The organism is Vreelandella arctica (genome assembly GCF_037070215.1).
GTDB lineage: Bacteria > Pseudomonadota > Gammaproteobacteria > Pseudomonadales > Halomonadaceae > Vreelandella > Vreelandella arctica.
Map to the genome: position 1 here is coordinate 104432 of NZ_JBANSN010000008.1, position 22789 is coordinate 127220.

At 55.9% G+C, this 22789-nt stretch carries 21 protein-coding genes; 2 read left to right on the forward strand and 19 right to left on the reverse strand.

Going from position 1 to position 22789, the window contains the following annotated elements:
- Positions 1–15 precede the first annotated feature (15 nt).
- From mltG to V8L70_RS09605, 9 genes are all read right to left on the reverse strand, one after another.
- Positions 16–1023, reverse strand: a complete 1008-nt coding sequence (mltG, locus tag V8L70_RS09565) for an endolytic transglycosylase MltG (protein ID WP_336269288.1) — start codon at positions 1021–1023, stop codon at positions 16–18.
- A gap of 47 nt (positions 1024–1070) precedes the next feature.
- The gene (pabC, locus tag V8L70_RS09570; RefSeq protein WP_336269290.1) at positions 1071–1883 is read right to left on the reverse strand and encodes an aminodeoxychorismate lyase; all 813 of its coding nucleotides are present in this window, start codon (positions 1881–1883) and stop codon (positions 1071–1073) included.
- 6 nt (positions 1884–1889) lie between these two features.
- The gene (gene fabF / locus V8L70_RS09575; RefSeq protein ID WP_008956800.1) at positions 1890–3128 is read right to left on the reverse strand and encodes a beta-ketoacyl-ACP synthase II; all 1239 of its coding nucleotides are present in this window, start codon (positions 3126–3128) and stop codon (positions 1890–1892) included.
- A gap of 192 nt (positions 3129–3320) precedes the next feature.
- Positions 3321–3554 carry an acyl carrier protein gene (gene acpP / locus V8L70_RS09580; RefSeq protein ID WP_008956801.1) on the reverse strand — a complete coding sequence of 78 codons (234 nt, stop codon included), beginning with the start codon at positions 3552–3554 and terminating at the stop codon, positions 3321–3323.
- A 124-nt stretch (positions 3555–3678) separates the two neighbouring features.
- Entirely contained in the window at positions 3679–4422 is a 744-nt protein-coding gene (gene fabG, locus V8L70_RS09585) for a 3-oxoacyl-ACP reductase FabG (protein ID WP_101146194.1), read from the reverse strand.
- Between the two features lie 58 nt (positions 4423–4480).
- On the reverse strand, positions 4481–5440 hold the full coding sequence (gene fabD, locus V8L70_RS09590) for an ACP S-malonyltransferase (RefSeq protein ID WP_101146195.1): 960 nt from the start codon (positions 5438–5440) through the stop codon (positions 4481–4483).
- A 108-nt stretch (positions 5441–5548) separates the two neighbouring features.
- The gene (gene plsX / locus V8L70_RS09595; protein ID WP_336269297.1) at positions 5549–6601 is read right to left on the reverse strand and encodes a phosphate acyltransferase PlsX; all 1053 of its coding nucleotides are present in this window, start codon (positions 6599–6601) and stop codon (positions 5549–5551) included.
- A gap of 43 nt (positions 6602–6644) precedes the next feature.
- Complete coding sequence (gene rpmF, locus V8L70_RS09600) at positions 6645–6815, reverse strand: 50S ribosomal protein L32 (RefSeq protein ID WP_008956805.1); 171 nt, start codon at positions 6813–6815, stop codon at positions 6645–6647.
- Positions 6816–6851: 36 nt separating this feature from the next.
- Positions 6852–7382, reverse strand: coding sequence for a YceD family protein (locus tag V8L70_RS09605; protein WP_008956806.1), 531 nt, complete (start codon positions 7380–7382; stop codon positions 6852–6854).
- Between the two features lie 231 nt (positions 7383–7613).
- Between V8L70_RS09605 and V8L70_RS09610 the strand changes: the two genes are divergently transcribed.
- Positions 7614–8231 (forward strand): Maf family protein, encoded by a 618-nt coding sequence (locus V8L70_RS09610; RefSeq protein ID WP_336269333.1) that lies wholly within the window; start codon positions 7614–7616, stop codon positions 8229–8231.
- A gap of 42 nt (positions 8232–8273) precedes the next feature.
- On the opposite strand, the gene sppA is transcribed toward V8L70_RS09610, so the two are convergent.
- From sppA to V8L70_RS09625, 3 genes are read right to left on the reverse strand one after another with little or no spacing between them, the layout of a single operon-like run.
- Positions 8274–9392, reverse strand: coding sequence for a signal peptide peptidase SppA (gene sppA, locus V8L70_RS09615; RefSeq protein ID WP_336269298.1), 1119 nt, complete (start codon positions 9390–9392; stop codon positions 8274–8276).
- A gap of 24 nt (positions 9393–9416) precedes the next feature.
- Positions 9417–10070 (reverse strand): HAD family hydrolase, encoded by a 654-nt coding sequence (locus V8L70_RS09620; RefSeq protein ID WP_008956809.1) that lies wholly within the window; start codon positions 10068–10070, stop codon positions 9417–9419.
- A gap of 35 nt (positions 10071–10105) precedes the next feature.
- Positions 10106–11047, reverse strand: a complete 942-nt coding sequence (locus V8L70_RS09625) for an RluA family pseudouridine synthase (RefSeq protein ID WP_008956810.1) — start codon at positions 11045–11047, stop codon at positions 10106–10108.
- A 731-nt stretch (positions 11048–11778) separates the two neighbouring features.
- On the opposite strand from V8L70_RS09625, the gene rne reads away from it, so the two are divergent.
- Complete coding sequence (gene rne, locus V8L70_RS09630; protein ID WP_336269299.1) at positions 11779–15045, forward strand: ribonuclease E; 3267 nt, start codon at positions 11779–11781, stop codon at positions 15043–15045.
- Between the two features lie 103 nt (positions 15046–15148).
- Here rne and murB read toward each other — a convergent pair whose 3' ends face one another.
- Genes murB through V8L70_RS09665 form a run of 7 tightly spaced genes read right to left on the reverse strand, consistent with a single transcriptional unit; the run spans position 15149 to position 22782 of the window.
- Positions 15149–16177: a UDP-N-acetylmuramate dehydrogenase gene (gene murB, locus V8L70_RS09635; RefSeq protein WP_336269300.1), complete on the reverse strand. Its 1029-nt coding sequence runs from the start codon at positions 16175–16177 to the stop codon at positions 15149–15151.
- 1 nt (position 16178) lies between these two features.
- Positions 16179–16643, reverse strand: coding sequence for a low molecular weight protein-tyrosine-phosphatase (locus V8L70_RS09640; protein WP_008956813.1), 465 nt, complete (start codon positions 16641–16643; stop codon positions 16179–16181).
- A gap of 18 nt (positions 16644–16661) precedes the next feature.
- Positions 16662–17438 (reverse strand): 3-deoxy-manno-octulosonate cytidylyltransferase, encoded by a 777-nt coding sequence (kdsB, locus tag V8L70_RS09645; protein ID WP_008956814.1) that lies wholly within the window; start codon positions 17436–17438, stop codon positions 16662–16664.
- On the reverse strand, positions 17438–17683 hold the full coding sequence (locus tag V8L70_RS09650; RefSeq protein WP_008956815.1) for a Trm112 family protein: 246 nt from the start codon (positions 17681–17683) through the stop codon (positions 17438–17440). Before V8L70_RS09650 ends, kdsB begins: the two co-directional genes overlap by 1 nt.
- Positions 17684–17696: 13 nt before the next feature.
- Positions 17697–18725 carry a tetraacyldisaccharide 4'-kinase gene (lpxK, locus tag V8L70_RS09655; protein ID WP_336269301.1) on the reverse strand — a complete coding sequence of 343 codons (1029 nt, stop codon included), beginning with the start codon at positions 18723–18725 and terminating at the stop codon, positions 17697–17699.
- Entirely contained in the window at positions 18722–20458 is a 1737-nt protein-coding gene (msbA, locus tag V8L70_RS09660) for a lipid A export permease/ATP-binding protein MsbA (RefSeq protein WP_336269302.1), read from the reverse strand. The genes lpxK and msbA overlap by 4 nt, the downstream gene beginning before the upstream one ends.
- Before the next feature lie 56 nt (positions 20459–20514).
- Positions 20515–22782, reverse strand: a complete 2268-nt coding sequence (locus V8L70_RS09665; RefSeq protein WP_336269303.1) for a DNA internalization-related competence protein ComEC/Rec2 — start codon at positions 22780–22782, stop codon at positions 20515–20517.
- Between the last annotated feature and the right edge of the window lie 7 nt (positions 22783–22789).

Genomic DNA, 22789 nt, shown 5'->3' on the forward strand with positions numbered 1-22789 from the left:
GATAGGTCATAGCGATTACCGATTGCGAATATAGCGGTTAACGGCATTATTATGCTCCCGCAATGTACGCGAGAAGTGATGCGTGCCATCGCCCCGGGAAACAAAATAGAGCGTTTCGCCGGGCAACGGGTTTACCGCCGCTTCCAATGACGCACGCCCCGGCAAAGCGATCGGCGTGGGCGGTATGCCATCAATCACATAAGTGTTATAAGGCGTCGCTTCACGAAGATCAGCGCGGGTGATGCGCCCTTCATAGCGCTCGCCCATGCCATAAATAATCGTCGGGTCGGTTTGTAAGCGCATGCCCTGCTCCATACGGCGCTTAAACACCCCGGCAATCTCGCGCCGCTCCTCTGGCGCAGCCGTTTCGCGCTCAATCAAAGAAGCCATAATAAGCGCCTCATAGGGCGACTCAATAGTCAGGTCGTCGGCACGCTCTTCCCAGACACCGCCCAGAATTCGTTCCATACGCTCAAGCGACTGGCTTAGAATATCGACGTCGCTCATTCCCAGGTGGTAACGATAGGTATCGGGAAAGAACCATCCCTCAGGAAAGGTGCCTTCACGATCAAGTAGCGTCATCACCTCTTCGTCGCTCAAATCTGCCGTGCGATGGTCAAGTTTTGGCGCGGCATTGAGCAAGTCGCGCATTTGACGAAAGGTCCACCCCTCAGGAATCGTCAGCGGATAGGTGACAACGTTATTACTGCCTAGCAGCGCCATCATTTCCAGCCCGCTCATATCCGGCAAAAGCTGATATTCGCCAGTGCGCAGCCGCGGCACGCGCTCAGGCTCCACCCGCGCTAATAAGCGAAACGCCCAAGCATCTTCCAATATGCCCTGGGATTCCAACTCCGCCACCACCTGATTAAACCCCGCACCAGAAGTCACTTGGTAAAGCGTTGGCTCATCAAGCGCTAGCGGTGCCTCTAAGCGGCTCTGCCAATAAAAATAACCGCCTGCTGCACCGGCAGCCCCGATTATGACTACGACTAACAAAGCGGTTAATAACCGTTTCACCATGACACCTCAAAATAATTGCGGGGCGATATTGATAAGAAGGCTGGCGTTTAGGCAAAGCCTAACAACTGATGGGCCAAGCGTTGGAAGGGATCAGACTCACTCACAGCCCAGCGCTGCAGCAACGAGCCATCCGCTGCTAGCAGCGTCGTCACGGGCCACACTCCCTGAACAGAGTTTGCTACCCATAGCCGCTCGACCTCTGCAAGGCGATCCAGCGACAGCGCCCCCTGGGCAACGACACCTTGATCAATTAAACCAGCGCGCAGTGTGCCTGCTACGCCGCATTGGTCAACAAAAGGCGTGAACATCTGCCCCGCCTGCAGCCAAAAAACATTCATACTGGTGGCTTCTATGACCCGGCCTTCGCTATCAGCGAGCAGACCTTCGGCGATCGCGGCATCGCTCCACTCCTGGCGGGCCAGTACGTTCTCCAGCCGATTAAGATGCTTAATACCGGCCAACCGCGGCTGGCGGCTAAGGCGCAAGTCACAAAGCCTAACTGTGACACCCTGCTGCCAGCGCTGAATCGAGGGCTGAAATGGCGTACGGCGACTAAGCAAACGCGGTGTTACTTCATCCGGCTGCGCATAACCCCGCCCGCCACTGCCACGCGTCAGGATAAGCTTGAGGACTTCCAGCTCAGCGGTGCAATCACCCTGCCACGTGGCATCTAGTGCTGCTTGGCAAGGTAACGGTATATTTAGGCGCCGACACCCCTTCGCTAGGCGGTCTGTGTGATAGCGCCACAGCACCGGTGCACCTGCACGCAACAGTACCGTTTCAAAGAGACCATCGCCATACGCTAGCCCGCGATCATCAAACGGCACAGTTTGTTCGTCAGATAACGCGGGCGGCAACATCGTCAATTACACCTTCTTGAATAACAGCGAACCGTTAGTACCACCAAAGCCAAAGGAGTTGGAAAGCGCCATATCAATCCGCATGTTCCGCGCGGTATGCGGCACATAATCCAGATTGCAACCCGGCTGCGGGTTATCCAGGTTGATGGTCGGCGGTGCGATCTGGTCACGAATTGCCAGAATGCTGAACACTGCCTCTACCGCACCAGCGGCACCCAACAGGTGGCCGATCATCGACTTGGTAGAGCTCACGGCCACATTATTGGCTGCATCACCCAGTACGTTCTCAATGGCTCGACTTTCTGCCAGGTCACCTGCCGCGGTTGAAGTGCCATGGGCATTGATATAGTGCACTTCAGAAACGTCAACCTGGGCATCTTTGATGGCATTGCGCATAGAGAGCGCTGCACCACGGCCGTCTTCCGGTGGCGATGTCATGTGGTAAGCATCATCACTCATGCCAAAACCGACCAGCTCGGCATAGATGTGAGCGCCGCGCGCTTTGGCATGCTCATACTCTTCTAGCACCAACACACCCGCACCGTCCGATAACACAAAGCCATCGCGATCAGTATCCCACGGGCGGCTGGCCGCCTGAGGGTCATCATTACGCGTTGAGAGCGCGCGTGCAGCTGAAAAGCCGCCCAGACCTAGCGGGGTTGTCGCCATCTCGGCACCACCACAGACCATGACGTCTGCGTCGCCATAGGCGATCGTGCGCGCACTGTAGCCAATATTATGGGTACCGGTGGTACAGGCAGTGGTAATCGCGATATTCGGCCCTCTAAAGCCGTGCTGAATCGCCATATTGCCCGAAATCATATTAATGATGGAACCCGGCACAAAGAACGGCGACACCTTACGGGCCCCACCCTTGTTGAGCGCGTTGTGGTTATGTTCAATCATGGGTAGACCGCCAATGCCTGAACCGATAGCCACACCGATACGATCCGCATTCTCTTCAGTGCACTCGATACCGGAATCTTCAACCGCTTGAGCGCCCGCCGCCATACCGTACTGAATAAAGAGATCCATCTTGCGAGCATCTTTAGGATTCAGGTACGGACTAATATCAAAGTTCTTGATCGACCCACCAAAACGCGTGTTAAAGCCACTGGTGTCAAAATGCTCAATAGGCGTAATACCGCTTTTACCAGCAACAATGTTGGCCCACGATTCATCTACGCTATTGCCCACTGGGGTCACCAGGCCTAACCCAGTTACCACTACCCTTTTCCGTGCCATTAGCTTTCCTCCAGGCATCCATGGTGACGCGACCCACTTGGGTCATTCGCTGCTTAAATTTGGTCAACAGTATAACGGAGATTGAACGTTATAAGCATTGTGGCAGCAAAGCAAAAAAGCCGCCCTGCGAAAGGACGGCTCTTAAGGCGGGTGACTAGCACCCCACCCTGGTTCGATGCATCGACGCAGCCCTTACTGGTGGGCGTTCACGTAATCGATGGCTTCTTGAACCGTGGTGATTTTCTCAGCTTCTTCATCAGGAATTTCAGTATCGAATTCCTCTTCCAAAGCCATGACCAGCTCAACGGTGTCGAGCGAATCAGCACCCAAGTCTTCTGTAAAAGAAGAGCTGTTTTGGATGTCTTCTTCTTTAACGTTCAGGCGCTCTGCTACCACTTTCTTAACGCGCTCTTCAATAGTACTCATTAACGTACTCCAGTCGTTCACATTAGCCGTTTTTGATAACCAGCTATTTGGAAACCGCAAGCCAAAAGCTGCGGGGTAGTTTATAGACGCCCTTGGGTCGACGCAACCGCCATCCCCAAGGCCATCAACGCATATTCATGCCGCCATTCACGTGAAGCGTCTCACCGGTGATGTAACCGGCTGCATCACTGGTCAGAAAGCCAACCGCTGCGGCGATCTCTTCCGGCGCCCCTAAGCGAGCCAACGGAATTTGCTTAAGTAACATTTCATGCTGGGCTTCGGGCAGCGCCTCGGTCATATCGGTGGCAATAAAGCCCGGCGCCACCGCATTCACCGTGATTGCTCGCGAGGATACCTCACGCGCCAAGGCTCTGCTAAACCCCTCCATACCGGCTTTGGCTGCAGCATAGTTAGTTTGGCCCAGGTTGCCCATGGTTGCCACTACAGAGCTGATCGACACAATACGCCCAAAACGCGCCTTGGTCATACCCCGCAAACACGCCTTACTAACACGATAGACAGATTTTAAGTTGGTATCCATCACGGAGTCCCACTCATCTTCCTTCATACGCATCAGCAAATTGTCTCGCGTGATACCGGCATTGTTAACCAAAATGGTCGGCGCACCAAAGCGCTCAGTGATGGTTTTCAATACGCTGTCAATGCTGGCCTGGTCGGTCACGTTAAGACACAGACCTGCGCCTTCTATGCCATTCTCTTTTAAATCAGCATCAATTTTCTCAGCACCGGATTCGCTGGTCGCTGTGCCAATGACGATACGGCCTTGACGGCCTAGCTCACGAGCAATGGCCTGGCCAATACCGCGACTGGCCCCTGTTACCAGGGCAACTCTACTTTCTTGGGTCATAACGTTCTGCCTCTAACCGTGTAATCAAGCAAGGATAGCGGAATAACACAACCCTTGGTCACGCTTTATCAGCTAACGTTTCACGCGCCAGCTCAAGCGCAGCATTCAGGCTGTCAGGATCATTCACTGCCAACCCCTTGCTACCCTTCACGATACGCTTATTGAGACCGGTCAACACCTTTCCAGGCCCGCACTCAATAAATACTTCAACACCTTGACTGGCCATTGCCTCAACGCAGGCGCTCCAGCGCACTGGCTGATAAAGCTGTTCGATGAGGCGTGTACGCAGTGTCGCTGTATCCGCATGCGCCTTGGCGTCAACATTTTGAATCACGGTATAGCGTGGCGCTCGCAATTCAATCGCCTGCATAGCCTCCGCTAGACGCTCGGCGGCCGGGCGCATTAACGCACAATGCGAAGGAACGGAAACGGGCAATGACATAGCGCGCTTGGCCCCCGCTTCTTGGCAGGCAACGATAGCCCGCTCCACGGCCGCCTTTGAGCCTGCCACTACGACCTGCCCAGGGGAGTTGTAGTTGACAGCAGACACCACGTCGCCCTGGGCGGCTTTTTCACAGGCGGCTTCAACCGCCTCGTCTGCCAAACCAAGGATGGCTGCCATACCACCTTCACCCGCGGGAACGGCCTCCTGCATGGCCTCACCGCGCAGACGCACTAAGTTAACGCCTTCGGCAAAGCTCATGACGCCAGCGCACACCATCGCACTGTATTCGCCCAAGCTATGGCCCGCCATTACAGTAGGCCGAGGCCCTTCTAGCTCCTGCCAAACGCGCCAAATAGCGACGCTGGCAGAAAGTAATGCGGGCTGGGTGCACGCGGTTGCATTAAGCGATGCTTCAGGACCCTCTTGGACGACTTTCCATAAGTCGTAGCCCAAAGCATCCGACGCTTCCTCAAATGTCGTTCCCACCACACTATAGCGCTCGGCCAGCTCTCGCAGCATTCCAACCTGCTGAGAGCCTTGCCCGGGGAAAATGAGGGCAAGGGGTTGAGACATGTCGTTCACCTTTGCACTTGTAGGCATTTGCTCATATGAGCGATAGGCGAGATTATTGGCACATCCTGATGCCACCTATAAACTCGCAAAAAATAAACTATTTATTATCTAATCATGGCTCGCAGGTGCCATTGCTTCACTTAATGGCGCCTGCCAACGGCCTGCGATCCGCGCAGGTAAATTATGTTCTACTTCCTGAAGAGCACGCTGGATAGCGTAGTAGAAACCATCGGCATGGGTACTGCCGTGACTTTTCACCACGATACCGCGCAACCCCAACAAACTGGCCCCGTTATAGCGCACAGGATCTAACTCCTGCTTTAAACGCCTCAACACAGGCTTGGCCAGTAGGCTTGCTAGACGACCACTTAAGCGCGATTCAAACGCCATCTGCACGCGTTCAACCAACATACTTGTCAAACCTTCGCTTGCCTTGAGCACAGCGTTACCCACAAAGCCATCGCATACCACTACGTCAAGCTGGCCTTTAAACAGGTCACCACCCTCGGCATAACCTTGATAATCAAAAGCACCACTATTGGCATGCTCGCGCAGCAAACGATCAGCTTCGCGAACGCTGGCGCATCCTTTAGTGGCCTCAGCACCAACATTGAGCAGCGCGACACGTGGCATAGCCGTGCCATCGACACACTGCGCCATCGCCGCGCCCATTAGCGCAAAATCCACCAGCCGATGAGCGGGAGAGTCCACATTGGCGCCTAAGTCCAGCAAATAACAGCGACGCCCTTGGCGCGCTGGAATCGCGGTACTGATCGCTGGCCGAGAAATACCCTCGACCATCCCCAGCTCGCGCCTTGCTAATGCCACAAGCGCTGCCGTATTACCCGCACTTACACCGGCAACCGCCTCGCCCTGAGCGACACTTCGCAGCATGCGCACCATACTGGTCGCCTGCCCCCTGCGCAGCGCCCAGGCAGCGGTTGTCGATGGCATAATGCAGTCAGGTGCTTCACGCGCCACCAAACGTGACGTTGCCGCAGCCAGAGGCTGCGGCAAGCGTGAAAGCTCAGCAAGAATCTGCTGACGCGGGCCAAACAGAATCAGCTCAAGGTCTGGGTGTTCCACCACTGCCTTTGCAGCACCTGTGATAATCGCATGAGGGCCTTGGTCACCCCCCATCACATCTATCGCTAGGCGCATACCGCACTGAGTCCGTTTAGCCGCTTAATAACGCAATTGAGGTTTATACCTCAATCACTTTACGACCACGGTAGAAACCGTCTGGAGAAATGTGGTGACGCAGGTGAGTCGTACCGGTTTCTTTGTCTTGAGACAGCGTCGGAGCGGTCAGTGCATCGTGGCTACGACGCATGCCGCGCTTGGAACGAGTTTTACGGTTCTGTTGAACTGCCATGGGTGTTTACTCCAAGGTATTTAAGGTAAAGGGTGCTTATTTTTTGCCTTTTAAGACATTGAGCACCGCGAATGGATTCGTCGCTGGCGTTGTTTCTGCCGCCGCGCCTTCTGTTTTGCTGACCAGCTGCTCCGCCGAGACATGACATTCGGCTTCATCGTGATAGACCACTTGAGGCAGGCTAAGAATCAATTCATCCTCAACCACCGTCAAAAGATCCAGCTGTTCCTTTTCCACCAGCACCGGTTCATGACTAGCAGGCAACTCGGCCGCTAAGGCTTCGTCAGTAACCATTCCAAGCAAAAAGTCACTGCTCACCTCTTGAGGCAGCGGCACCAGGCAGCGTCGGCAGGCAAGCGCCAACGTCGCTTGCAAGTGGCCACGAATTTCACGACGACCTTGAGCATCGACGCCAAACTCAAGCACGACATGACAGTCGCCGGTTTGGACACCCGCTTCTTCGGCAAGACGTGGCAGTTTATCCAGCGCTACCAAGCCTTCGATTCGTTCGTGGCGGGCTGCGAGCTTATAAGGCTCAACCCGACTGGGGAGTTGTGAGGTCAACATAGGCGCGCAATGATAGGCACTCCCCCTGCTGGTGTCAAAGCTGTCGGTATATTTCTTCATGCCTTCCTCAATAAATAACCAACCGCGGCCTCAATAAACGGCCAACATAGGCAGGTTTAGCTGCTTTCGCTACACTCTACTGCTTTGAAATTGCATTTGCGCCACGTTGCACACACATCCCTTAGACATGCGCCACTACCCAGCCAGGAGCTATTTGTGACTTCATCCGCAATGACCGAGCCATCAAGCAGTCAGGCATCAACGACCGAGCTGGTACTGGCCTCCAGCTCGCGTTGGCGACGCGAGCTGCTGGATCGACTGCAGCTCCCCTACCAATGCTATTCGCCGGATATTGATGAAACACCCCATAGTGGCGAAACACCCCACGCTCTGGTCCATCGACTAGCGCTCAGCAAAGCTAACGCCGTTGCGCACCATTTCCCCCACCACTGCATTATCGGCTCTGATCAAGTAGCAGTATTTGAAGGCGACATTCTTGGCAAACCGCATACCGAAGCCAAGGCACGCGCTAACCTAAGCCGCTTTTCCGGCCAGCGTGTCACTTTTTTGACCGGTTTAGCGCTACTGGATACACGCCACCAGCGGCATCAGGTGCACGTCGAGCCATTCGAGGTGGTTTTCCGCCACTTGAGCGCCCAGGAAATTGAAAACTATGTCGCCAAAGAACAGCCACTCGACAGCGCTGGCAGCTTTCGAATGGAAGGCTTAGGCATAGCGCTGTTTGAGAAGCTTGAAGGCCGCGACCCTAACGCATTGATTGGGTTACCACTGATTGCGCTTTGCGACATGCTGCGCCAAGCGGGCTTAGACCCGCTTGGCGCCTCCTGATTATCAATAGAGCTGACAACCAAGGGCCTGACAACTAAGCGCTTAGAAGCGCAGCGGGGTAGCGGGCGCACTGACGCCCAATACCTCAGCGACGACCTGGGTAAAGCGGCGCGTCAGGCGCTCAAATGGATCAAGACTCGGCGTATAATCAACCCAATGGGTGTCACCCACTCGGTCACGCGCCACTTGCTCAAGGCTGCCTAATTGGTCAACCAAGCCTAGATCAATGCTCTGCTCACCACTCCAGACCAGGCCTGAAAATATATCGGGGCTGTCGCTAAGCCTTTCACCTCTTCCCGCACGCACATCATCAATAAACTGACGGTGAGTTTGGCTGAGCACTCCCTGCCAAAACTGCTCCGCCTCTTCATCCAGCGGCTGAAACGGGTCAAGAAAGGCTTTATTTTCACCAGCAGTCAGCACGCGGCGCTCCACACCAATACGCGCTATTGCCTCTTCAAAACCAAAGCCCGCGTAAATAACGCCAATAGAGCCCACCAGGCTCACCGGCGAGGCAATGATCTCATCCGCCGCCGCCGCAATATAATAAGCGCCGCTGGCACCGATATCTTCGATCACTGCGATAATCGGCTTATCGCCCTGCTCGCGTAGACGCATAATTTCTGCATAGATACGCTGAGACTGCACCGGGCTACCACCTGGGCTATTAATGTGCAGCACCACAGCCGAAGCGCCTTCCGCCTCCCAGGCGTTATTCAGCCCCTCAATGATACGCTCGGCATTGGCAGGCGAATCGCTGGCAATTACCCCGCTAACCTCAACAATCCCTAAGTGTCGCTGTGTGGGCGCGGTGGCACTAGGCGAATCCCAAAACAGGCTATAAAGGGTGGTAAACAGCGCCACCAACACAATAGTGAGCATCATCAGGCGGAAAAACAGCTTCCAGCGGCGAGTGCGTCGCTGTTCCGTTAACACGCCGCCTATCCAATGATCCATCATTTCCAGCTGCGCCAGCCGTTGGCGTTCGCGCAGGGTTTCGGCATCATCGTCTGGCGCACCCGACATCGGCTTAGCGCCCTTACTAGGAGGCACCTCTGATCCCTGTGTCCAACGATCCTCCCTCACCTCATTGCGATCATCATTGGTCGGGCCGTCACGTCCGTCGTTTGTGCCACCAGGGCGGGTTGGGTCGTCGCTCATAAAATGTCCTTATGTAAACGCTGGCTACTCACTGTACAACCGATCAAAAAGCTCATCGATGCTATGGGCAATCCACTTGGGGCGACTCAGTGCCAAACGCTCTGGCGTATGCACACCGTAAGTCACGCCTATTCGATCCATGCCAATCGCTCGCGCCATTTCCAAGTCGTATTCTGTATCGCCGACCATCACCGCTCGCTCGACGGGCACTTCAAGCTCAGTCAACAGCTCCGTAAGCATTTGAGGATGTGGCTTCGAGCGGGTTTCATCCGCCGTGCGGCTGGCGTGAAACCAGGCACCGCTGTCGGTCTCAGCAAAAATGCGGTCGAGGCCACGGCGACTTTTGCCGGTCGCTACCGCTAGCCGCTGCTGCTCACGACCGCGCAGACGGGCGATCTGCGCCTCAACCCCGGCAAAAAACAGCATCGGCGTCGCATCCGCCGTCACAAAATGGTGTGAATAACGCTCACGTAGGCGTTCGGCCTGAGCTGGTAAAATACCTGGGCAAAGCTGGGCAATGGCCTCAGGCAGCCCTAACCCAATAATATCTTCCACCTCCTCCGCCGAGAGTTCTCCCCACTCGGCCTCCAGCGCAGCCGCCTGCATGCACGACACTATCCGCGGCACCGAGTCCATCAAGGTGCCATCCCAATCAAATATAATCAGCTCGTACTGCATGGCAGCTCCTTATCAAGGGCGGATTAGTAAACGGCTTATTGGCGAGCACGCTTAAGCGCTTCTTCCAGCGCCTCTGGCAGTGGCGCTTTGACGGTCACCGGTCGACCATTGGTAGGCTCGGGAAAGGTAAGCGCACGCGCATGCAGAAACAAACGCCCCAGCCCTAATTGCTTGGTAAGGTAACCGCTTTCACGGGTGGCGTATTTATCGTCGCCCAGCAGTGCATGGCCTGCATGAGCAGCGTGCACACGAATCTGGTGGGTGCGCCCTGTCACTGGCTCGGCTTCGATCAAGGTGACTTTTTCGAACGTCTCGACCACCGAGAAATGAGTACGCGACACTTTACCATTGGGATCAACCCTTACCCGACGCTCGCCATTGCCCGCATCAAAGCGATCCAAACGCGCGCTTTCGTAGGTTTTACGCGCTGGCCAGCGCCCGCTCACCAAGGCTAGATAGCGCTTGTCCATGCCGTGTTTTTTCAGTGACTCATTAAGCGTCACCAACGCATCACGGGATTTAGCGAGCAGCAAACAGCCTGATGTATCGCGATCTAAACGGTGAACCAACTCCAGGAAGCTCAAATCATCGCGCACCTGACGTAGCGCTTCAATTAAGCCAATCTTAACCCCGCTACCACCATGTACCGCCAAGCCTGAAGGCTTGTTGAGCACCATCCAATCAGGGCCTTCCATGATAACGCTGCCCACTAACAGGTCGCGTAAATTATCGCTCACTTCCTTGACCGCCTCACGGGGCGCCAAGCGCAGCGGCGGAACGCGAACTAAATCGCCTGCTTGCAAACGGTAATCCACCTTTACGCGCTTTTTATTAACGCGCACTTCGCCTTTACGCACGATGCGATAGATAAGCGCCCGTGGCGCTCCTTTGAGCCGCGTCATGAGAAAATTATCAATTCGCTGCCCAGCCTGCTCTGGGGCAATATCCACCCACTGTACTTCACGCCCTTCGGACATTGCCGCTTGCTCCTGCTGTAGTTCGATGACATCAGCTAAAAACGGCATTCTAGCGTAGACCCAAGGGCATTGCGTCAATTGCTGGTCGTTGTCTTTACTGTTATATTCCAAAACGTTCACCAGCCAAGCACAGAAAGCTTTCTTGTCTACCGCTAGTGACTAGCTGATAGATAGCTAATTCGTTAAATTGGTTAGCAGAAAACATCAACGCTGAGCTCGGTTAATGCGCCTGCCCGACTAACACGCAGGCCTGAACACGAAAGACGACGTCAGTGTACGCATTGCCCGTTTTTCCAGTACCAACATCTGATCTTAAAAAATGCAGTAAATCTGCCGCCCGTTTTTCATGCCGGCAGATGAAGATAAGCCTAGCCCTCAACGGCAGGCAGTAACTTAACAACGCCACGCCCTGAGCAGCCCCCTCCTTTCTCGTCACAAGGCGCTGGCTGACTCCGGGCGACAAGTTCAACGCTGTGCCGGTGGCCGGCGTTGGTGAATCGATGAATGCTAGGTGTCGGCGGTGTCAGCAGGGCCGGATGGATGTGACAACCACCGGAACACGTCCTGCCTCCGCCACGTACTCAACGCCCTACTGGCCGGGTTGGCGATGATGCCTTCCCGGCTTGACGCGTCAGCATTGCAATGCGCCGAGCACAAGCACGCAGCACCCAGCGGTTCGCCTACGTCACCCCATAGGCAGTTCGCCGGTACGCAACGCTATGCGAGACAACATGAAACGGATGCTTATTAATGCGACACAGCCCGAAGAGCTGCGCGTCGCTTTAGTTGATGGACAACGCCTGTACGATTTAGACATCGAATCCGGCGCTCGAGAACAGAAAAAAGCCAATATCTATCGTGGTAAAATCACCCGCGTAGAGCCCTCACTTGAAGCTGCCTTTGTCGATTACGGCGCTGACCGCCACGGCTTTTTGCCGCTCAAAGAGATCTCTAAAGAGTACTTTGTAAAAGACGTTTCCGGACGTCCCAGCATTAAAGAAGTACTCAAAGAGGGCCAAGAAGTCATCGTTCAGGTTGACAAGGAAGAGCGTGGCAATAAAGGCGCCGCACTTACCACCTTTGTCAGCCTGGCTGGCCGCTTTTTGGTGTTGATGCCCAACAACCCGCGTGCGGGTGGCATTTCTCGCCGTATCGAAGGCGATGAGCGTAGTCAGCTCAAAGATGCCATGGGTCAATTGACCGTGCCGGACAAAATGGGCCTGATTGTGCGCACTGCGGGCATTGGCCGTAACCCGGAAGAACTGCAGTGGGACTTGGATTATCTGGTCCAGGTGTGGGAATCGATCACCACTGAAGCCGCCAAGCGCCCTGCCCCATTCCTAATCTACCGTGAATCCAACGTCATCATTCGCGCTATGCGTGACTACTTGCGCCAGGACATCGGCGAAGTATTGATCGACAGCCCCGAGATTCACGCCGAAGCACTGGGCTTTATTCGCCAGGTCATGCCCTCGTATCAGCAGAAGATTAAACTTTATGCTGATGAAGTACCGCTGTTCTCGCGCTTTCAGATCGAATCGCAAATCGAAACGGCCTACCAGCGCGAAGTGAAGCTTCCTTCCGGTGGCTCGATTGTGATCGATCACACTGAGGCACTGGTCTCCATCGATATCAACTCGGCCCGCGCCACCCGCGGCAGCGATATCGAAGAAACCGCCCTACAGACCAACTCTGAAGCCGCCGACGAGATCGCCCGCCAGCTACGCCTGCGCGACATCGGCGGGTTAGTCGTCATCGACTTTATCGACATGGGGCCTGCGCGCAACCAGCGTGAAGTTGAAAACCGCATGCGCGATGCGCTTAAGCTAGACCGCGCGCGGGTGCAGATTGGTCGCATCTCACGCTTTGGCCTAATGGAAATGTCCCGTCAGCGCCTGCGTCCTTCGCTGGGTGAAACCAGCGGCGTGGTTTGCCCGCGCTGTAATGGCCAAGGCACCATTCGCGATGTGCGTTCGCTGTCGCTGTCGATCATGCGCCTGATTGAAGAAGAGGCCATGAAAGAGAACAGCGCGCAGATTCGCGCTATTCTGCCGGTACCCGTCGCTACGTATCTGCTCAATGAAAAACGCAGTGTGCTGGCCGATTTAGAGTCCCGCCAAAATGTTCGCGTTGTGCTGCTACCCAATCCTGATATGGATACGCCCCACTACGACGTTCAGCGCCTGCGCGATGATCATTTAGACGAGGATGATACTCAAAGCCTTTCGAGCTTTGAGCTCTCCACGGATACCGAAGTAGGCAAAGAGCCAACACCCAGCTTCGTACCGCCCGCTCAACGCGCCGAAGCAGCAGTGAAAAGCGTTACGCATAACGCCCCTGCGCCGGCATCGCTGCAAACCGAAGAGAAAGCGCCTGCTGCTGCCCCGGCGGCGAAAGTAGTACCGGCGACCAGCGAGCAACCCAGCGTCATTGGCCGCTTTATCCGTGGTTTCGCCAAGTTGCTAGGCAGCGACGAAAGTAATACTGAAGCTACGCCAGAGCCCAAGACTGAAACCCCGGCACCGCGCAAGCCAAGCGAGCGTAAAACCAATCAGCGCAGCAGTGAGTCGCGGCAGAAGCCCTCACGCAATGAGCGCGGCGACAACACTAGCCGTAACGAGTCGCGCAGCGATAACAGCACCCGGTCTGAGCCAAAAACTGAACAAAAAGCCGAGCAAAAAAGCGAGCAACCCACCACTGCTCCGCGCCCTGCCGGTGACGATAACAGCGACAAGCGCAGCGGCCCCAGCCGCACTCGCAATCGTCGTCGTCATCCCCAGCAAGACGATGCCACCGAAGAGTCGGCCAACAAAGCGCCTCGTAAAGAGAGCCAGTCGGATAGTTCTGGCAAAGATAGCTCTGGCAAAGACAGTTCTGGAAAAGACAGCTCTAAAAAGAGCAATAACGGCAAAAGCGCAGCGCCGAAAGAGTCGCGTCGCGAGGCTAGCCAAGACAGCCAACCCGATGAAACTGCCAAACAGCCAGAAGCCAAGCAGGATGACGGCAAGCCGAAGCGTACGCGTAACAACCCGCGTAACCGTACACGTACCCAGGCGATCAACCCACAGGCAGAAGCCGAGCAGTTAAAGCTGCAGGCAGAAGTGGCAAATGAAGCGCCAGAAACCGCTGAACCAGCGGATGAAGCGCCTGTTGCGCCGACAACCGAAACGTCAAACGCGAAAGCTCCGGCACCGGAAGTAGAGACACCTGCTACAGAAAAACCGGCTTCAGAAGCAACGGCTGCCGAGACATCGAATGCTGACGTCGCCGCCTCTGCCGATGAAGCTGCTCAACCTGCTTCTGAGACCGCTGAGCAGGAAGCCGCTGCCAAGCCGAGTGAACCCGTCACCAGCGAAGAGCCCGCACCTGCTGCTGCCTCTGAAACGACGGAACCTCATTCTGAAGAGAGTAAGACTACATCAGCGCCACCGGAGGTGAACTCAGAAGCAACCGAAGCCACCAACTCGGAGCCTGCTGAAACTGAGCAAACTGCTGATAGCCAGCCAAGTGCTAGCGAATCGGTAGCACCTGAAGCTATCGAACCGCCTGCGGCCAACGCGGTCGATCCGGCGGCCACTATTGAAGAAGCTGCCGCTGAGCCTCTCAGTAGCGCTAACACGGATCAAAGCAGCGAACAGCGCCAGCCTGAAGCGTCAACTAACGCCCAGGAAACTCGCCAGGAAGCAGTAACAACAAGCGTTTCTGAGAGGACTTCTGAGCGTGACGACGCGGCCTCTTCAGTTGAAGAGCCATCCAGCAGCGAGCAAAAGCAAGCTGAGGAAAAGCAAGGCGAGGAAGAAAAGAGCGTCGAGCAGAGTAGCGGCGAACTAGAAACGACTGAAGTAGAGCCTCAGCCTGCTCAGCCGATTGCTAGCGAAGCACCCGCTGAAGACGCAGTCACTGAAGAAACGCCTAAGCCACGTCGCCGTCGCACACGGGCTCACAACGATCCGCGAGAAAAGCGTAAACAGGCGCAACAGGACACCCACTCCGAGTAAAATCGGTCGCGTGTTGCAACAGCAAAATCCCCGCTTAAGCGGGGATTTTGCTGTTTAGGAGACGCCTTTTAAAAACGGCAGAAGGATTCGCTGGCAAAGGGCGTTAAGGATTAATAAAACGTGGCTCGGGTTCTAACAGCACGCCAAAGCGTGTGTTTACTTGAGCGGCGATATAGTTGGCGATTTTCATCAAGCCGAGGCGATCACCGCCACCAAAATGCACCAGCACCAGCGCTTGATGCTGGTGTACGCCAAAGGCGCCGTCGCGCATTCCTTTTAAACCGCACTGGTCGATCAACCAACCTGCCGCTAACTTTGTTTGCCCTCCCGCCTGGGGAAAATGGGGCATCGCAGGATACTGACGCGACAGCTGTGCTGCCTGCTCATCACTTACTAGCGGATTTTTGAAGAAACTTCCCGCGTTGGCAAGCACCTCAGGGTCGGGTAGCTTCTCGCGGCGAATAGCACAAACGGCTTCAGCAACCTCAAGCGGCGAGGGTGTGGCAGATAACCGCGCGGCAAGATCGCCATAATGCAGTTGCGGCGCTGGCATGCGTGATAAACGCACTATTAGCTGGGTAATCACAACACTATCGGCTAACTCGCCTTTAAAGATGCTGTCCCGGTAAGCAAACGCGCACTCTTGAGTACTTAACCAATAACAGCGTCCAGTGGCGAGCTCCATGACCTGCACCGCTTGCAGCGTGTCAGCAAGCTCAACGCCGTAGGCGCCAATATTTTGCACCGGTGCCGCCCCGCAACTACCGGGAATTAGCGCCAAGTTTTCGATTCCCCACAACCCCCGTGCGGCAGTCGCCATGACTAAGGCGTGCCAATTAACCCCAGCGCCCACTTGGGCAAACACATCCCCTTGTTGAGCGCCTTTTGGATGTCTCAACCACCATTGCTTTAAGGCTGGGCGTAGCACCAGGCCCGGCAACTGCTCAGGCAGCAGTACATTGCTGCCACCGCCCAGCAACGTCACGGGCCAGCCCTGAGCGTGCGCATAAGCGAGTGCAGTGCGCAGTGCTGACAGTGTGCCCGGCGCTGCATAGTGCTCGGCGTGACAAGGTAGCCGCAGCGTATTGGCAAGGGTTAAATCAATATTGGTCTGCAGATTAAAAGCCGCCACCTCAGCGCTCACGTTTGAGGTGCTGAATGAGCCCGTCTGATGCGGCTTCAATCATATTTAGAACGTTTTCAAAGCCCTCATCCCCGCCATAATAAGGATCAGGCACCTCTGTACCAGGCGTCCCGGCAAAATCTAAAAACAGGCCGACATGAGCTTGGCTATTGGCGGGTTTCAGGTCACGTATGGCGCGCAAATTGTCCTGATCCATACCCAGCACGTAATCAAATTCAGCAAAATCCTGCACATTTAACTGGCGGGCACGCAGGCCACTTAAATCGATACCACGGCATAAGGCCGCTTGCTGGGCGCGCGAGTCTGGCGCTTTGCCCACATGCCAACTGCCGACCCCGCAGGAGTCTATTTCAACGTCGTCGGCTAGCCCTGCTTGCTCAAGGGCTCGGCGAAAAACACCTTCTGCGGTGGGCGAACGGCAAATATTGCCTAGACACACAAATAACACTTTCACAACAACTCTCCTTAGGCGCTAGGCAAGCAGCGCACGCACACGGGCTAAATCCTCGGCAGTATCAATACCCGCGGGATTTACCTCACAGGCTAAGGCTACCTGTATCGCGTGGCCGTTTTGTAACGCACGCAGTTGCTCAAGCTGTTCAAGTTGCTCCAGGCTAGAGGCTGGCCAGTCACGGTAAGCCGCTAGAAAACCTGCGCGGTAAGCATAGAGGCCGATATGGCGCAGCCAGGCATCGGTCGCCAGTAGCGTGGGCGCCTGTTTGAAATGCTCTCGATCCCAGGGGATGGGCGCACGCGAGAAATACAGCGCTCGGCCCTGCAGTGTGCGCACCACCTTGACCACATTGGGATTAAACAGCGTGTCGACATCGTTGATAGGCTCTGCCAGCGTGGCAATCGATGCCTCGGGGTCATCGGCCAAGCGAAGAGCCACTTGATCAATCAAGGCAGGCGGAATCAAAGGCTCATCGCCCTGCACATTAACCAGCAGAGCGTCATCCGCTAGCGCTAAGATATCAGCCACTTCGGCTAAGCGGTCAGTGCCCGACGGATGATCGTCGCGCGTCATGATCACCTCAGCACCATAGGGCAACATGGCATCGCGAATGCGGCTATCGTCCGTGGCCACCACAACCCGGCTGGCATGGCTTTGGCATGCGCGACGCCATACGTGGGCGACCATCGGCTCTCCGGCAATTTCTAACAGCGGCTTGCCGGGCAAACGGGTGGAGCCATAGCGGGCGGGTACGACAACCGTAAAGTCAGGCACGGCAACGTCAGGAGAAGCCATTAAACGCCTCCGGATTGTCCTGAAGCGCGTCCTGAAGCGCTCCCTGGCGCGCGACCAGGGGAAGTAGGCAGCTTCTCATCGGCATCCATGGCACGGGCTTCTTCCGGCAGCATGACGGGAATCCCTTCTTGAATGGGATAGGCCAAGCCATCGTAGTGGCAACGCAGCTCTTGAGCCTCACGGTCATATTTCAGCTTGCCGTTACACAACGGGCAGACCAGCATTGCCAGCAGTTCCTTATCCATGCGCGTGACTCCTTTAGGAAAGTGCCGACAGCCGTGCTGCCAGCCAGTGTTCAAATTCGGGTGGAAGCGCTGCTTCCACGTCTAGTACCCAACTATTCTGCGGTGCCAGGGCATAACATTTAACCGCATCTTTGGCTGTCATGATCACCGGGCGGATATCTGTAAAGTTTAGCGCCTCAGCGCTGTACTGCTGGTGATCGGCCAATGGATGCCAGTCACCACTGACCCCCAAATCGGAAAGCGTGCGAAAAAAGCGCTCGGGATTGCCAATACCCGCCACCGCGTGAACTGGTAGCGAAAACGGCAGCGGCGCTAGCGAAAACCGAGCACCGTCATCTAAGCGGCGCCAATAACGCGGTGCTAACTGCATAGTGGTCACAGAGCCGACCGGCAACGCCTGTTGTGAGTCACCATTGACGATCACGGCATCAACGCGTTGCAACCGGCTGGGCGATTCGCGCAGCGGCCCGGCGGGTAAGCAGCGACCATTACCTAAACCGCGGGCACCATCAACCACGACTAGCTCAATATCCCGCGCCAGCGCCAAGTGCTGCAAGCCATCGTCGCTCAAAATAATATCGCAACCCGCCGCCACTAGCGCCTGCACGCCGCGTGACCGTTTGGGGTCTGCCACTACCGGTAGCCCTGTCTGCTGCGCGAGCATCAAGGGTTCATCGCCGCTTTCGGTAACATTAGTGGCGGCGGTGACAAACAAGGGATAGTGCGAGGATGTTCCGCCATAGCCGCGGGTAACAATACCTGGCGACCAGCCCTGCGCCACCAGCCAATTGCCCAACCACGCCACTAACGGCGACTTCCCGGTCCCGCCTAAGGTGATATTGCCGACCACAATTACCGGCACGGGGGCCTTCCACGTAGCCTTCTTACCACGCTGGTAGGCCTGTTCACGGCGGGCCATTCCCCATTGATAAAGCGCCCCTAAGGGCTTCAGCGGCCAAAGCCAACGGCTGCCCTGATAGACACCTTGCAGCCAACGCTCTGCCAGTGTCCGAGTCTTTTGCGCTTTTGTAGGCAGGGTCATAATGCTTCTTGAAACTGCAACTGATGCAGCGCTGCATAGGCGCCATCGGCATCCAACAACGCCTGATGGCTACCCTCTTCAATAATACGCCCCTGATCCATCACTACGATCCGGTCGGCCCGTTCGATGGTGGACAGGCGGTGGGCAATCACCAATGTAGTGCGCCCCTCACAAACGCGCTCCAGCGCTTTCTGAATATAGCGCTCGGATTCCGTATCCAGCGCCGAGGTGGCCTCATCGAGTACCAACAGCGGCGCATCCTTGAAGATAGCCCGAGCAATCGCCAGCCGCTGACGTTGCCCACCCGAGAGCATCACGCCGTTTTCGCCTACGGTGGTCGCATAACCATCGGGTAGTTTGTCGATAAACTCGTGGGCATAGGCCGCTTCAGCCGCCGCTTGAATAGCCTGCGGGTCAGGATTAGCCACCCCATAGGCAATGTTATCGGCAATTGAGGCATTAAATAGCGTCACCTGCTGGGAGACCAAGGCAATCTGCTGGCGCAGCGGCCCAAGCGCGTACTCATCAACATTGACGCCATCAATGGTGATACTGCCTTGGCTAGGCCTGTAGAAGCGCGGCAATAGGCTCACTAGCGTAGATTTACCACTTCCCGAGCGACCGACTATCGCCACCAGTTCACCTGGCGCCAGCCGTAGATTAATTTCATGCAGTACTTCGGGTTGGTCGTCAGCATAGCGGAAGCTAACCTTATCGATAACGACCTCACCGCTTAAACGGCTGGCAATACGCTTACCGTTATCCTGCTCCGGCGTCATATCCAGTAGACCAAAAAGCTCTGAAGCTGCCGCCAACCCTTTCTGAATCTCACCGTTAATCTCAGTCAATTGTCGCACCGGCTTGATCATCAGGGCGGCGGCCGTAATAAAGGCGACAAACTCACCGGGAGTCATGTTCTCCATCAGGGAGGGCGCCATCGCCAGCCATACCAGCAGCGCCATAGAGATAGCCACCAGCATCAGAATTACCGGCGAGCTAACCGCCCGGGTCATGGCCTCTTTCATACTTTGACGACGATTCTCTTCACTCACTCGCTCAAAGCGCTGCTTTTCATAATCTTCTGCGCCATGGGTGCGCACTACGCGATAGCCAGACAACGCTTCCGATGCAATATGGGTTACATCGCCCATAGAGTGCTGAATGCGCTTGGAGATACGCCTAAACCGCTTACTGACGTAACTCACTACGACGGCGATAATCGGCGTCACGCCTAAAAACAGTAGCGTGAGCATCCAGTTGGTCCAGAGCAGATAAAGCACTAGGCCGACGACGAACAGGCCTTCACGTAGAATAATCGTCACCGCCTTGGTGGCCGCCCCTGCCACTTGCTCGACGTGGTAGGTCACCCGCGATACCAGTTGACCGCTGGAGTGGTGGTCAAAAAACCGGCCAGGCAGATGAAGAAGATGAGCAAATACATCGCAGCGCAGGGTATGAATCACGTAGCGCCCCACATAAGCCATAAAGTAAGTACTTAAAAAAGTGCCTACCCCGCGGGCGGAGAACATAATAATGACAAACAGCGGCAAGAAGAACCGGAAGGCCGCATCCGGGTTTTGAATGCCATCAATCAGCCGCTTCATCATTTCCGCCAGTGCGGTACTCGACGCGGCATATACCACAAACCCCACCAGCGCCAGCGCAAACGCGCGCCAATGTGGCTTAACATAGCCCAATAACCGCTTGTAAATACCCCAACTTGAATCAGCCACACGCGCTCCCGGCAATAGTGTGCAATGCGGTGAATTCTACCTGATGGCGACGTGGTTCAACACCGATTGCGTCGACTTGACCGTGGTCGCGTCGTTCTAACCTCAAAAGGACGAGCAGCTTCCAGCCAAAAACGCAGTGCGCCGTCTTGGGCCGTACTCCACAAACAGCTCTCCTGATCACGAAAACGGCGCACGACGGCATCTCCAGGATGCTGAAAAGGATTATCACGTCCTGCGCTAAAAACAACATGTTCAGGGGCGGTATGACGTACGAACTGAATACCCGAACTCGTTCCACTGCCGTGATGCCCCGCGACAAGCATAGAGACAGGCGAATCCACTTCAAGCAAAAAGCGTCGCTCTATCTCGGTACTCACATCCCCCGTGATGAGCAGCCGATGCTCGCCTACACTGACTTCCAATACGCAGGATCGATCATTGGGTGATAACGCATTAGCGCCCGCTGGCGGCCATAAAAAGCGATAATTAACACCATCGCGCTGCCAGGTTTGACCTCGCTGGCACGCCCGACTCGCTATTGGCAGCGTTTCACCCGCAGGGGCAGTCCACTGAGTAACCTGATGCTCCGCTAATAACGCATTAACGCCACCCGCATGGTCGTTATCGGCGTGACTAACGATCACCTGATCAAAGCGCTGACCCGGCGACCACAGCGTTTCCAGCGGCATAAAACCGCCGCGAAAGCGCGGTCCAGTGTCATAAAGCAGTCGATAATGTTCACTGCGCAGCTCTATCAACTGCCCTTGCCCCACATCATGCACACTCACTCGAAGCCCCTGCTGGGGAGTCATTGACGATAGCGACCACCAAGGCAGCGCCACCACCAATGCTGTAGCGGCTAGCCGCATCCCCGGCAGCACCGCAGGCAATCCCCAACAGAGTGACAGTAGCAACAGCGCAAAGGCCAGCGGATAAGTTAATGGCCGATCAGGCTCCCATAGCGGCCAGTGCTGGACAGAGAGGCTCAACAGTAAATGGAAAATATTAAGCGCAGCCTCAAACAGCCACCACAAAGCATGGCCTAGAAAAGGCACCGGCGATAATAACCAACCCAGTAACGCCGTAGGTACCATGATGGAACTCACCCACGGCACGGCCACTAGGTTAATCAGCGGAGCGGCGGGCGCTATGCGCCCAAATGCTACCAGCACAGCGGCGGCCATTAACGGTGCAAGCAGTAACTGCGATCTGACCAGCGCCCAACACCAGCCCTTAATTCCCCGAGGGCGCCGCCGCCCCTGCCAAATAGTGATCAACCATGCCACCGCCACAAATGACAGCCACATACCGGGCCGCCACAGAGCCAACGGATCAACGAGGAGCACCAGCGCAATGGCCAACCACCACCCTTGCCATGGGCTTGGTGCATGTCGACCACTAAGCACCCACAGGCCAATCAACGTCATCACCATGGCACGCATAGCGGGCGGTGCCATCCCGGCAAGCGTGGCGTAACTGATGCAGGCTACTGCCGCCACCCACCAAGGCCAAGCGCGCATGCGCCAGTTGGTAGGCGTCGTTAAGCGCGCACCGAGCTTGGCAAGCATCAATACAAATGACGTCACCAGCCCAACGTGTAAGCCTGAAATAACGACCAGATGGGTGGTGCCGGTCGCATTCAACAACGACCAGTCATCTTGGGTAAGCTGTTCGCTATCACCCAGTGTCAGCGCCGCCAACCAGCGTTTAGTGCGCTCATCCAGCGCCTGCTGGGCTAAAAAACCCACCCCCAACTGACGCAGCGATGGCCCGGCGGAAGCTAGCCGAACCGGCGGTGGATCTTGGCGCAGATACCCAGTGGCGTGAATTCCCTCACGCCATAGCCACTGCTCATAATCAAACGTACCGGGGTTGGCAAAACCACTGGGAGGCCGCAAACGTAGCGTCATTCGCCACTGTTCACCGGGATAAAAAGCTTCATCGCTATAAGCCGTTACCCGCACCTTGTTTATCACCGAGCAACGTGGTCGTTGTGCCGGGCCTTGGCAGCTATCAACACGCAGGATCAGACGCGTTGCGTCTCCCGACGGCTGAGCGTTAAGCACAGTGGCTTCAACAACTATATCCTCACCACTCAGGCCTGTCGGCAAACGGCTCGCCCATTGCTGCTGAACGCCTGCAAATACCCATAGACCCATCAGTAGCCATATACCTCGGCGGGGTTGCCACGCCACTATCAACAACGCGGCTACCAGCACCCATCCGAACGCATTGGAGGTCATCCCAGCGGCATGGCTGTACCATGCCAAAATCCCTCCAGCGAGAGCTGCAAGTGCAGCGGGCATGGCGACCCCTAACCGCATAGAACTC